At 74.3% G+C, this 12164-nt stretch carries 12 protein-coding genes and 1 pseudogene; all 13 read left to right on the top strand.

Annotated features, from left to right (window positions below; genetic code table 11):
- Positions 1–69: 69 nt before the first annotated feature.
- Complete coding sequence (locus tag AB0J86_RS08980) at positions 70–975, top strand: ABC transporter ATP-binding protein (RefSeq protein ID WP_363854826.1); 906 nt, start codon at positions 70–72, stop codon at positions 973–975.
- Positions 965–1864 (top strand): ABC transporter permease subunit, encoded by a 900-nt coding sequence (locus AB0J86_RS08975; protein WP_363854823.1) that lies wholly within the window; start codon positions 965–967, stop codon positions 1862–1864. The genes AB0J86_RS08980 and AB0J86_RS08975 overlap by 11 nt, the downstream gene beginning before the upstream one ends.
- Before the next feature lie 49 nt (positions 1865–1913).
- The gene (locus AB0J86_RS08970; protein WP_363854821.1) at positions 1914–3065 is read left to right on the top strand and encodes a sensor histidine kinase; all 1152 of its coding nucleotides are present in this window, start codon (positions 1914–1916) and stop codon (positions 3063–3065) included.
- Between the two features lie 137 nt (positions 3066–3202).
- On the top strand, positions 3203–3856 hold the full coding sequence (locus AB0J86_RS08965) for a response regulator transcription factor (protein WP_363855331.1): 654 nt from the start codon (positions 3203–3205) through the stop codon (positions 3854–3856).
- Between the two features lie 218 nt (positions 3857–4074).
- Entirely contained in the window at positions 4075–5628 is a 1554-nt protein-coding gene (gene ffh, locus AB0J86_RS08960) for a signal recognition particle protein (protein ID WP_363854818.1), read from the top strand.
- A gap of 44 nt (positions 5629–5672) precedes the next feature.
- The gene (locus AB0J86_RS08955; protein ID WP_363854816.1) at positions 5673–6251 is read left to right on the top strand and encodes a Uma2 family endonuclease; all 579 of its coding nucleotides are present in this window, start codon (positions 5673–5675) and stop codon (positions 6249–6251) included.
- A gap of 38 nt (positions 6252–6289) precedes the next feature.
- Complete coding sequence (locus AB0J86_RS08950; RefSeq protein ID WP_363854814.1) at positions 6290–7369, top strand: amidohydrolase family protein; 1080 nt, start codon at positions 6290–6292, stop codon at positions 7367–7369.
- A 193-nt stretch (positions 7370–7562) separates the two neighbouring features.
- Complete coding sequence (gene proS / locus AB0J86_RS08945) at positions 7563–8969, top strand: proline--tRNA ligase (protein ID WP_363854811.1); 1407 nt, start codon at positions 7563–7565, stop codon at positions 8967–8969.
- A gap of 6 nt (positions 8970–8975) precedes the next feature.
- Entirely contained in the window at positions 8976–9623 is a 648-nt protein-coding gene (locus AB0J86_RS08940; protein ID WP_363854809.1) for a DUF402 domain-containing protein, read from the top strand.
- Positions 9624–9877: 254 nt separating this feature from the next.
- Positions 9878–11071 (top strand): FAD-dependent oxidoreductase, encoded by a 1194-nt coding sequence (locus AB0J86_RS08935; RefSeq protein ID WP_363854806.1) that lies wholly within the window; start codon positions 9878–9880, stop codon positions 11069–11071.
- 224 nt (positions 11072–11295) lie between these two features.
- Positions 11296–11745, top strand: coding sequence for a 30S ribosomal protein S16 (rpsP, locus tag AB0J86_RS08930; protein ID WP_363854804.1), 450 nt, complete (start codon positions 11296–11298; stop codon positions 11743–11745).
- On the top strand, positions 11720–11980 hold the full coding sequence (locus tag AB0J86_RS08925; protein ID WP_363854801.1) for an RNA-binding protein: 261 nt from the start codon (positions 11720–11722) through the stop codon (positions 11978–11980). Before rpsP ends, AB0J86_RS08925 begins: the two co-directional genes overlap by 26 nt.
- Positions 11980–12075, top strand: a pseudogene (locus AB0J86_RS08920) (ribosome maturation factor RimM); the annotation flags it as partial. The gene AB0J86_RS08925 and the pseudogene AB0J86_RS08920, both read left to right, overlap by 1 nt.
- Positions 12076–12164: the final 89 nt, after the last annotated feature.

Below are 12164 nucleotides of genomic sequence, written 5' to 3'. Positions count from 1 at the left end.
GGCGGGCGTAGCCCGGGTGTCGCCCGGTGACCGACGCGGCGCCGGGGCGTACCGGGGACCGTGAACGGCATGGAACTTCCTGTCGAGACGACCGGGCTGACCAAGCGGTACGGCGGGCTCACCGCCGTCGACGGGATCAGCCTGACGGTGCGGCCGGGCGAGGTGTACGGCTTCCTCGGCCCGAACGGCGCAGGCAAGACCACCACGCTGCGGATGCTGCTCGGGCTGGTCCGCCCCACCTCCGGCTCGGTACGGCTGCTCGGGCGCCCGCCCGGCGCACCGGACGGGCTGGCCCGGGTCGGCGCGCTGATCGAGGGGCCGGCCTTCTACCCGTACCTGTCCGGACGGGAGAACCTGCGGGTGCTGGCCCGCTACGCCGGGGTGCCGGCGCGGCGGGTGCCGGTGGTGCTGGAGCAGGTGGACCTGGCCGCCCGGGCCGGGGACCGGTACGCCACCTACTCGCTGGGCATGAAGCAGCGGCTCGGGGTGGCCGCGGCGCTGCTGAAGGACCCGAGGCTGCTGATCCTGGACGAGCCCACCAACGGGCTGGACCCGGCCGGGATGGCGGAGATGCGGACGCTGGTGCGGCGGCTGCACGTGGCCGGCTGCACCGTGCTGCTCTCCAGCCACCTCCTCGGCGAGGTGCAGCAGGTCTGCGACCGGGTCGGGGTGGTCTCGCGCGGCCGGCTGGTCGCCGAGAGCACCGTGGCCGAGCTGCGCGGTACGGCGACGCTGCGGGTGGTGGCCGAACCGCTCGACGACGCGGCGGCCCGCGCCCGCGCCCTGCTCGGCGCCGACCGGGTCCGCCTGGTCGACGGCGCGCTCGACCTGTCGGTGCCGGCCGAGCGCGCCTCGTGGATCAACGCGGAGCTGGTGGCCGCCGGGGTGGCCGTGAGCGAGCTGCGCGCCCGCGAGCGCGACCTGGAGCAGGTGTTCTTCGAACTGACCGAGGGGGAGCTGACCCATGCCGGCTGAGACCATCCGGAGCCCCCGCGGGCTCGACGCGCCGACCGGGGTGGCCAGCCCCCGCGGGCTCGGCGGGCTGACCGGCGTCGTCGCGGCCGAACTGACCAAGCTGGTCCGGCGGCCGGCGAGCTGGCTGCTGCTGGTCATCGCGGTGGTGCTCGGCCTGACCTTCACCTACCTGATCCCGTACGCGGGCTACGCCGGCGGCACCCGCGGGCCGCGCAGCGGCCGGGGCCTCGCCCCGCTGCTGCCGGCGGAGCTGGTGGGCAACTCGATCGGCGGCCTGCCGGTCTTCCTCGGCGCGCTCATGGTCATCCTCGGGGTGCTGACGGTCGGCGGCGAGTACGGCTGGGGCACCTGGAAGACCCTGTTGACGCAGGGCCCGAGCCGCACCACCGGGTACGCCGGCAAGCTGCTCGCGCTCGCCGCGGCGACCCTCGTCGCCGTGCTGGCGGTCTTCGCCACCGGAGCGGTGACCAGCGCGGCCATCGCCGCCGCCGAGGGAGCGCCGACGAGCTGGCCGGGCGCGGGCGACCTGGCCGTGGGCGTGGGCGCCGGCTGGCTGATCGCGACGATGTGGGCGAGCTTCGGCGCCCTGCTCGCGGTGCTGCTGCGCGGCGTCGCGCTGCCGGTCGGGCTCGGGCTGGTCTGGCTGCTGGCCGTGCAGAACCTCCTGGCCAGCATCGCGGCGCCGCTGCTCGACTGGGTCGCGCAGGCGCAGAAGGGGCTGCCCGGACCGAACGCGGGCGCGCTGGTCGCCGCGCTCGGCGCCACCGCCGACACGCCCGGCGTCGAGGCGGTGGTCGGCGGCGGTCAGGCGGCGCTGGTGCTCGGCGCGTACCTGCTGGGGTTCGCCCTGCTCGGCCTGTTCCGGCTGCGCCGGGGGGACGTCCTGTGAGGCCGGTACCACGCCGGGTGCCACCGTCGTGACATTCTCGGATGCTGTGGTGAGCCGCGCGGACCCGGCGCCGGCGGGACGGAGCGCGTGGCGCCGGTTCCTCGCCGACGCCGGGCTGGCGTTCGGGCTGCTCGTGCTGTCGGTGATCGGTACCCGGCCGGCCGGGGAGCACCAGCACGGTTCCACGCCCGTGGACTGGCTCGCCTACGGGCTGGTCACGAGCGCGGCGGTCGGGCTCGCCGTCCGCCGGCGGTACCCGCTGGTCCCGCTCGCCCTCGCCAGCGCGGCCACCTCCGCGTACCTGGTCTTCGGCTACCCGTACGGCCCGATCCTCCTCACGTACGTGGTCGCGGTGTACTCCGTCGCGGCCCACCTGCCGACCCGGCGGGCGGCCACGGCGGCGGTCGCCTCGCTGGCGCTCCTGCTGGTGCACGTCTTCTACGCCCGCGGCGGCGCGGCCGGCCTGCCCGGGATGCTGTCCAGCTCGGCGTGGGTGGCCGTACCCTTCGCGCTGGGGGCGACGGTGCGGCTCAACCGGGAGTCGACCGCCCGGTCGCGGACCGAGCTGGCCCGCCGGCACGCCGACGACGAGCGGCTGCGGATAGCGCAGGAGGTCCACGACGTGGTCGGCCACGGGCTCGCCGCGATCAACATGCAGGCGGAGATCGCGCTGCACCTCCTGCCGCGCCGCCCCGAGCAGGCCGAGGCGGCGCTCACGGCGATCAGCCGGACCAGCAAGGAGGCGCTCGACGAGCTGCGCGCGACGCTGTCGGTGGTGCGCCGGGACGCCGAGCGGGCGCCCACCCCGGGCCTGGCCCAGATCGAGACGCTGCGGGCGCGGCTCGCCGCCGCCGGCCTGCCGATCACCCTGGAGGTGACCGGCGCGGCCCGGGACCTGCCGCTGGCGGTGGACATCGCCGCGTACCGGGTGGTGCAGGAGTCGCTGACCAACGTGCTGCGGCACGCCGGGGCGGCGACCGCGACCGTGACGATCCACTACGAGGAGGCGGCGTTGACCGTGGAGGTGACCGACACCGGGCGGGGTGCGCCGCCCGGCGGCCCGGCCGCCGGCCAACCCGGGCACGGGCTGGCCGGGATGCGGGAGCGGGTCGACGCGCTCGGCGGGACGCTGGAGGTGGGGCCGCGCGCCGAGGGCGGCTTCCGGGTCCACGCCCGGCTGCCGACCGAGGTACGCCCGTGAGCCCCGGCGCGGCGCCGGGCGGCGGCGGCCCGGCGGCCCGGGACGGCGTGGCCGCGGCCGGCGGCGCGGCGCGGCCCGACGACGGCGGCGCCCCGGGCGACGGTCTTGCGGGCGACGGAGTTCCGGGTCCCGGGCGGATCCGAGTCCTGGTCGCCGACGACCAGGACCTGGTCCGGCTCGGCCTGCGTACCCTGCTGGAGAGCGAAGACGATCTCACCGTGGTGGGGGAGGCCGCCGACGGGCTGCGGGCGGTCGAGCTGGCCGGCCGGGAGCGCCCCGACGTGGTGCTGATGGACGTACGGATGCCCGGGGTCGACGGCATCGAGGCGACCCGGCGGATCGCGGCGGACCCGGCGCTGACCGGTACCCGGGTGATCGTGCTGACCACGTTCGAGCTGGACGAGTACGTCTTCGACGCGCTGCGGTACGGCGCGAGCGGGTTCCTGATCAAGGACACCAAGCCGGCGGAACTGCTCCGGGCGATCCGGCTGGTGGCGGCCGGGGAGGCGCTGCTCTCGCCCTCGGTCACCCGCCGGGTGGTCCGGGAGTTCGCCACCCGGCCCGCCCGGGTGCGCCGGCCGCACCCCCAGCTCGCCACCCTCACCGAGCGGGAACGGGAGATCGTGGCGCTGGTCGGCGAGGGGCTGAGCAACGACGAGATCGCCACCCGGCTGGTGGTCAGCCCGGCGACGGCCCGTACCCACGTGAGCCGGGCGATGACCAAGCTGGGCGCGCGGGACCGGGCCCAACTGGTGGTCTTCGCGTACCAGTCGGGGCTCGTCGAACCGTGACGCGCCGGCCTCGCCGAGCCGCCCCGTCGATCTAGGGCAAATCTTCGTGATTGGAGATCAACTAACGCGGATTTGCCCTAGATCGACGGGAGTGGCCAGGGGCGTCTCGCGCCGCGGCCGGCTACCCTAGGCGTGTCTCGCGGAGCGCTGGCCGGCCTGCGTGCCGCAGGCCACCTCCGACCCGCCGTAGGAACAACGACAAACGGGGATGTTGCGCCGTGTTTGACACCTTGAGCGACCGCCTTTCCGGGATCTTCACCAAGCTCCGTGGCAAGGGCCGGCTCAGTGACGCCGACATCGACGCCACCGCGCGCGAGATCCGCCTCGCGCTGCTGGAGGCCGACGTCGCGCTGCCGGTGGTCAAGGGCTTCATCGCCAACGTCAAGGAGCGGGCGCGGGGCGCCGAGGTCTCTCAGGCGCTGAACCCGGCCCAGCAGGTCATCAAGATCGTGCACGAGGAGCTGGTCGCGGTCCTCGGCGGCGAGGGGCGCCGGCTCCAGTACGCCAAGCAGCCCCCCACGGTGCTGATGCTCGCCGGTCTCCAGGGTTCCGGTAAGACCACCCTCGCCGGCAAGCTCGCCCGCTGGCTCAAGGCCCAGGGGCACCAGCCGCTGCTGGTCGCCGCCGACCTCCAGCGCCCCAACGCGGTCGGCCAGCTCCAGGTGCTCGGCGGCCGGGCCGGGGTGGAGGTCTTCGCCCCCGAGCCGGGCAACGGGGTCGGCGACCCGGTCCAGGTGGCGCGGGCGTCGATCGAGCACGCCAAGCGGGCCGCCCGGGACATCGTGATCGTCGACACCGCCGGTCGGCTCGGTATCGACCAGGAGATGATGGCGCAGGCGGCGGCGATCCGGGACGCGGTCGACCCCGACGAGGTCATCTTCGTCATCGACGCGATGGTCGGCCAGGACGCGGTACGTACCGCCGAGGCGTTCCGCGACGGCGTCGGCATCACCGGCGTGGTCCTCTCGAAGCTCGACGGCGACGCGCGCGGTGGCGCCGCGCTGTCGGTACGGGAGGTGACCGGCCAGCCGATCCTCTTCGCCTCCACCGGCGAGAAGCTGGAGGACTTCGACGTCTTCCACCCGGACCGGATGGCGAGCCGGATCCTCGGCATGGGCGACGTGCTCACCCTGATCGAGCAGGCCGAGGCGGCGTTCGACGCCGACCAGAAGGAAAAGATGACCGCCAAGCTCATGGGCGGTGAGCAGTTCACGCTGGAGGACTTCCTCGACCAGCTGATCGCGGTCCGTCGGATGGGCCCGATCGCCAACGTGCTGGCCATGATGCCCGGCATGGGCCAGATGAAGGACCAGCTGGCGGAGCTGGACGACAAGCACTTCGATCGGATCACGGCGATCATCCGCTCCATGACGCCGGGCGAGCGGGTCAATCCGAAGATCATCAACGGCTCCCGGCGGGCCCGGATCGCGAACGGCTCCGGCGTCACCGTCATGGACGTCAACCAGCTGCTCAACCGCTTCACCGAGGCGCAGAAGATGATGAAGCAGATGGGCGGCATGATGGGGCTGCCGGGCGCCGGCCGGCGCAAGGCGACCAAGTCGCCGAAGAACAAGCGCAAGGGCACCAAGGGCGGCGGCGGGCGCCAGCGTCCGGGCCTGCCCGCCGGCGGTTTCCCCGGCGGCATGCCGCAGCTGCCCCCGGGTCTCGACCCGAACGCGCTCGCCGGCGGCCAGGGCCTGCCCCCGGGCTTCAAGCTGCCGAACCTGGACTTCAACAAGCTCGGCAAGCGCAACCGGGACGGTGAGCGATAGTCCGAACGCGTAGGGTGATGGGGCCCTCAATGGAAGGAGTCGTCGTGAGCACGGCGCTCGAGCTGCCCGAGCGGCGGGAGTGGACGGTCGACGACCTCGGCGACCTGCCGCCGGACCTTCCGTACGAACTGGTCAACGGAAGATTGATCGTGCCCTCCCCCACCGCGCTGCACCAGGACCTCTGCGTCGAACTTCTCCTCGCGCTACGCGTCAACTGTCCGCCGGATCTGCTGGTCAGCATCGACCTGCCGGTGGCGATCGACCGCCGCAACGAGCCGCGCCCGGACGTGGTGGTGATCCGACGGGAACACGCCGACCGCAGCCCGGTGCCGGTGGCCGACGCGCTGCTCGCGGTCGAGGTCATCTCGCCTACCTCGGTCTTCCGCGACCTGTACGACAAGGCGCGCGCCTACGCCCGCGCCAAGGTCCCGACCTACTGGGTGGTCGACCCGCTGCACGAGCGGATGACGCTGACCGAGTTCGTGCTCGGTCCGAACGGCGACTACGAGCCGGCGGCGCACACCGAGGCCATCTTCGTCACCGAGCGGCCGTGGAAGGTGACGGTCGACCTGCCGGCGTTGACCGTACGCCGGGCCGGCCTGCTGGCGGGCGGCGACGGGTGATCCGGCGTCCCGGTCGGTGATCCGGTAGGAAGGTGCACATGGTCCTGCATGTGCGTGGCGTCCTGCTCCCCGACGACGAGACGGTCGACCTCTGGCTCGACGGCGACCGGGTCAGTCGTAGCCCGCTCCCTGGGGCGGAGACGATCTCCGACGGCGGGTTCATCCTGCCCGGGCTGGTCGACGCGCACTGCCACCCGGGCATCGCCCCGGGCGGCGGCCCGATCGGCTCGCTGGACGAGGCGCGGGAACTCGCCCTGGTCGACCGGGACGCCGGGGTGCTGGCGATCCGCGACGCCGGCTCGCCGTACCCGTACCCGGAGCTGGACGACGACCCGGAGATGCCGCGCCTGGCCCGCGCGGGGCGGCACATCGCGCCGCCCCGGCGGTACCTGCGCGGGATCGGGGTGGAGGTCGCGGCGGCCGACGTGCCGGCGACGGTGCGGGAGCAGGCGCGGGCCGGCAACGGCTGGGTCAAGCTGGTCGGCGACTGGCTGGAGCGCGACGCCGGGGACCTCGCCCCGGCCTGGGACGCCGCCACGATGACCGCGGCCGTCGAGGCCGCGCACGCCGCCGGGGTACGCGCGGCGGTGCACACCTTCTCCGAGTCGGCCGTGGAGATCATGGTGCGGGCCGGGGTGGACTCGGTCGAGCACGGCACGGGGCTGAGCCTCGACCTGGTCGACGAGATGGCCCGGCGCGGCACGGCCCTGGTACCCACGATGATCAACATCGAGACCTTCGGCGGCATCGCCGAGCGGGCGCGGGAGAAGTTCCCCGGGTACGCCAAGCACATGCTCGCGCTGCGCGACGGCTTCCCCGACGTGGTCCGCGCGGCGTACGAGGCCGGGGTGCCGATCTACCTTGGTACCGACGCCGGTGGCGGGATCGAGCACGGCATGGCCGCCGCCGAGATGCTGCTGCTGCACACCCGCGCCGGGATGTCGGCCCTTGACGCGCTGGCCGCCGGCTCGTGGCGGGCCCGGGAGTGGCTCGGCTTCCCCGGCCTGGTCGAGGGCGGCCTGGCCGACCTGGTGGTCTACGACCGGGACCCCCGCGCCGACCTGCGCGTGGTCACCGCGCCCCGCCGGATCGTGCTGCGCGGTCGCGTCGTCCGCTGAGCCCGTGCGGTGCCGCGCGCGGGTTCGCGGTGCGTCGGGATGGTGTCACGCGGGTGCGGTGGACCCGTGCGGTGCCGCGCCGGCGCGGTGGGGCCGGGGCCGCCCCGAGCCCACGTCCGCCGCGCCCCGCACCGGGCCGGTCCGGGTCGCCCGATGGTGGAGCGCGGCGCGGGGCGGAATAGGATGTGCGGTCATGGCACGCGTGCTCACTCCCCGTGCGGAGGACTTCCCCCGCTGGTACCAGGACCTGATCGCCAAGGCGCAGCTCGCCGACAACGGGCCGGTGCGCGGGACGATGGTCATCCGCCCGAGCGGCTACGCCATCTGGGAGCGGATGCAGTCGGAGATGGACGCCCGGATCAAGGCGGCCGGCGCGGAGAACGCGTACTTCCCGCTCTTCATCCCGGAGAGCTACCTGAAGCGGGAGGCCGAGCACGTCGAGGGCTTCTCGCCCGAACTGGCGGTGGTGACCCACGGCGGCGGCAAGCAGCTCGCCGAGCCGGTGGTGGTCCGCCCTACCAGCGAGACCGTCATCGGCGAGTTCATGGCCAAGTGGGTGGACTCGTACCGGGACCTTCCGCTGCTGCTGAACCAGTGGGCCAACGTGGTCCGCTGGGAGCTGCGGCCCCGGGTCTTCCTGCGGACCAGCGAGTTCCTCTGGCAGGAGGGGCACACCGCGCACGTCGACGAGGCGGACGCGCGGGCCTACGCCCGCAAGATCCTGCACGAGGTCTACGAGGACATGATGGTCAGCGTGCTGGCCATCCCGGTGGTGGTGGGCCGCAAGACCGCCCGCGAGCGCTTCGCGGGCGCCACCAGCACCTACACGCTCGAAGGCATGATGGGCGACGGCAAGGCGCTCCAGCTGGGCACGAGCCACGAGCTGGGGCAGAACTTCGCCCGCGCCTTCGACATCAGCTACTCGTCGGCCACCGGCGGGGTCGAGCACGCCTGGACCACCTCCTGGGGCACCTCGACCCGGATGCTCGGCGGCCTGATCATGACGCACGGCGACGACAACGGGCTGCGGGTACCGCCGCGGCTGGCCCCCGTGCAGGCGTACGTGATGGTCGTCAAGGACGGCGAGGGCGTCTCCGAGGCGGCGGCGAAGCTGCGCGACGCGCTCCGCGACGCCGGCGTGCGGGTCGGCTTCGACGAGCGGGTGGACACCCCGTTCGGCCGCCGGGCCGTCGACGCCGAGCTCAAGGGCTACCCGGTACGCGTCGAGGTCGGCCCCCGCGACCTGGCCGCCGGCAACGCGGTGGTGGTGCGGCGGGCGAGCGGCGTGAAGACGCCGGTACCCGTCTCCGACGTGGTCGCCACCGTGCTCGCCGCGCTGGACGCGGACCAGCGGGCGCTCTACGAGGAGGCGCTGGCCCTGCGCGAGTCGCGCACGGTCAGCGTGCGGACGCTCGGCGAGGCGATCGAGGCGGCGGCCACGGGCTGGGCCCGGGTGCCCTGGTCCGCCGTGGGCGTCGAGGGCGAGGCCGAGGCGAACGGGCAGGGCGTCACCGTGCGCTGCCTGGTACGGCCGGACGGCGGTGTGCCCGACTCCGAGGACGAGCCCGACCTGGTCGCCATCCTGGCCCGTTCGTACTGATCCGCCATGGCCTGGGAGCGCGGCCGGCTGGTGCTGGACCGGAACGTCCGGCGGGGCCGGATCGGCTGGGTCCGGCCCGGCTGGGTGATCAGCGACGACGAGCGCGGACTGGCGATCTGGATCGCCCGGGGCGCCGCCGTCGCCAACGAGGTGGCCGACGACGGGCGGGGCATGCGAGCCATGCCCTTCGCCGAGTGGACCACCCGCTCGTACCGGCTGGCCGTCTCGGTCTGGCAGGGCCCGCCGCTGGTGAAGTTCTACCCGGCCGGAGCCGCGCACTCCGTCTGGTGGTTCCGGGGCGACGACGGCCGGTTCGCCAACTGGTACGTCAACCTGGAGGAGCCCGGGGTGCGCTGGGACGACGGCGAGGTGGCCGGCATCGACGTGGTCGACCAGGACCTCGACGTGGTGGTACGCCCCGACCGGAGCTGGTTCTGGAAGGACGAGGAGGAGTTCCGGGAGCGGCTGGCCTACCCCGAGCACTACTGGGTGGCCGACGAGGCGGCGGTACGGGCCGAGGGCGAACGGGTGATCAAGCTCGCCGAGGCGGGGGAGTTCCCGTTCGACGGCACGTGGTGCGACTTCGTACCCGAGCCGGACTGGACCGGACCGGCGCTGCTGCCGACCGGCTGGGATCGCCCGCCGGCCCGCTAGGCACGGATCGCCCGCCGGCCCGGGCGGGCGCGGCCCGGCGGCCCGGGCGGGCGCGGACCACCGGCCCCGGCGGGCGCGGACCACCGGCCCCGGCGGGCGCGGCCCGGCGGCCCGGGCGGGCACGGACCCGCCTCGGTGGGGAGCGGCCCACCTCCCCCGACTGTCGGGATCATGACAGGATGCCGTGTTTTCGCAGGTCAGCGCCATAACCTCCGAGGCGACGGCGGGGAACACCCGTCGTCGAAGGGGTAGGCATGGCCGACAGCACGCCGGCCCGTTTCGATGCGGTGGTGGTCGGCGCCGGCCCGGCCGGATCGGCCGCCGCGTACCACCTCGCCCACCGGGGCCGGCGCGTGCTCCTGGTCGACCGGCGTGCCTTTCCCCGGGACAAGTGCTGCGGCGACGCGCTGACCCCGGCCGCCGTCCGCCTCCTGGCCGGCATGGGCGCGCTCGACGAGTTGGCCGGAGCCTGGCGCACCGTCGGGGTGCGGCTGCGCCGCGCCGGGCTCCCGGACGAGGAGCAGCGCTTTCCGGACCCGCCGGGGCACGGGCTGGTGCTGACCCGCCGGGAGCTGGACCGCCGGCTCGCCGCCCGGGCGGTCCGGGCCGGAGCGGTCTTCTGGCCCGGCATCCGGGCCACCTACCTGCTCGGTGAGCCCGGCCGGGTACGCGGCGTGGAGGTCGAGGGCGGCGGTCGGCGGCTGGCGGTACGGGTCCCGGTGGTGGTCGCCGCCGACGGGGCGGCCTCGGCGCTGGCCCGGCAGGCCGGACTCGGTCCGCCGGACCGGCGGCGGAGCGGCTTCGCGGTGCGCGGCTACTTCGCCGGCGTGACCGGGCTGGACGAACTGGTCGAGGTGCGGCTGCCGCTCGGCGAGGGTGGCTCTCTCGGCCAGGGCGGTCCGATCGCGGAACGCGCGCCGACGGGCGAGGGCGGGTGGCTCGGCGAGGGCGGCTCTCTGGGCGAGGGCGGCCTGGTGGGCGAGCGCGACCGGGGCGGGCGGGACGCTCCGCTGTCCTGGTATGGCTGGGTCTGTCCGGTCCGGGAGGGGCTGGTCAACGTCGGCGTCGGCATGGTCGACCCGCCGCACCGGCAGCGGGTGCGCGCCCGGTACGAGCGGCTCGTGGCCGAGCTGCTCGACGGCGACGAGCGGTTCCGCCGGGCCCGGGCCACCGGGGTGGCCAGCGGCGGTCTCCTCCGGTTCGACTTCGCCCCGCGCCGCTGCGGTCTGCCCGGGCTGCTCGTGGCGGGCGACGCGGCCGGGGTGGGTCCGACGATCGGGGTCGGGATCGGGTCGGCGCTGGAGTCCGGGCGGCTGGCGGCGGAGCGGATCGACGCGGCGCTGGGCCGGGGGGAGGAGTCGGTGGACCCCGGCCCGTACGCCGCCCAGCTCCGCCGATCTAGGGCAAATCCCTGCTATTTGATCTCCAATAACGAAGATTTGCCCTAGATCGACGAGGAGTGGGGGCAGTTCCCTGGTCCGGTGCGGAGGATCGGGCCGCGGTCTGGCAGAATAGGGCGCTGGTACTCCGGCGCGTGCCCGGCGCCCTCTACCCCGGGTCCGTCGCCAGTCCATCGAGCAGTCCCCGGCTCAAACCCCACTGTGCCGGTCGGCTCTCACCCGCGCACCGCCCGGACTGGGCTGGTGAAAATCGCAACAGGAGCGAACACACTGTGGCCGTAAAGATCCGGCTTCTGCGGATGGGCAAGATCCGCAACCCGCAGTACCGCATTGTCGTCGCCGACTCGCGTACCAAGCGCGACGGTCGGGCGATCGAGTTCGTCGGGATCTACCAGCCGAAGCACGACCCCTCGCTGATCGAGGTCAAGTCGGACCGCGTGCAGTACTGGCTCTCCGTCGGCGCCCAGCCGAGCGAGGCCGTCCAGCGCATCCTGGAGAAGACCGGCGACTGGCAGAAGTTCAAGAACCTGCCCGCCCCGCCGCCGCTGCTGGTCCCCGCCGAGCAGGCCGACCGCAAGGCCATCTACGAGGCCGAGGCGCAGGCCGCCGCCGGCCTGGCCGAGGCGACCACGCCGAAGCCGGCGAAGAAGGCCGCCAAGGCGGCCGAGGCGCCCGCGCAGACCGAGGAGCAGGCCGGTGCCGACTCCGGCGAGCAGGCCTGACGTGGCGCTCCGCCCCGCGTTGGAGCACCTGGTCAAGGGGATCGTCGACCACCCGGACGACGTGCGTGTCCGCATGATCGACTCCCGTCGGGGCAAGCGGCTCGAGGTCCGCGTGCACCCCGAGGACCTGGGCACGGTGATCGGCCGCTCCGGCCGCACCGCCAAGGCGCTGCGCCAGGTGATCGGTTCGATCGGCGGGCGTGGGGTCCGCGTCGACATCGTCGACTCGTACTGATGCTCCTGATCGTCGGTCGGGTCGGTAAGCCGCACGGCATCCGCGGTGAGGTCACCGTGGAGGTGCGGACCGACGAGCCTGAGGTACGTTTCGCCGTCGGGGGGGGGGGGGGGGCCCGCCCCCCGGGGGGGGCAGAAAGGGAGATGGGGGGGTGTGGTGAAATTGTTTTGGGGGTGGGGGTTTT

It is taken from the genome of Micromonospora sp. NPDC049559, from assembly GCF_040676675.1.
Classification (GTDB): domain Bacteria; phylum Actinomycetota; class Actinomycetes; order Mycobacteriales; family Micromonosporaceae; genus JBFAPK01.
Note: the sequence above shows the minus strand (reverse complement) of the source record. Positions and strands in the feature narration are given on the sequence as shown.

Coding starts and splice junctions, on each gene's coding strand:
- AB0J86_RS08980 (WP_363854826.1), top strand. CDS start 70: ATGGAACTTCCTGTCGAGACGACCGGGCTGACCAAGCGGTACGGCGGG.
- AB0J86_RS08975 (WP_363854823.1), top strand. CDS start 965: ATGCCGGCTGAGACCATCCGGAGCCCCCGCGGGCTCGACGCGCCGACC.
- AB0J86_RS08950 (WP_363854814.1), top strand. CDS start 6,290: ATGGTCCTGCATGTGCGTGGCGTCCTGCTCCCCGACGACGAGACGGTC.
- AB0J86_RS08935 (WP_363854806.1), top strand. CDS start 9,878: ATGGCCGACAGCACGCCGGCCCGTTTCGATGCGGTGGTGGTCGGCGCC.
- AB0J86_RS08940 (WP_363854809.1), top strand. CDS start 8,976: ATGGCCTGGGAGCGCGGCCGGCTGGTGCTGGACCGGAACGTCCGGCGG.
- proS (WP_363854811.1), top strand. CDS start 7,563: ATGGCACGCGTGCTCACTCCCCGTGCGGAGGACTTCCCCCGCTGGTAC.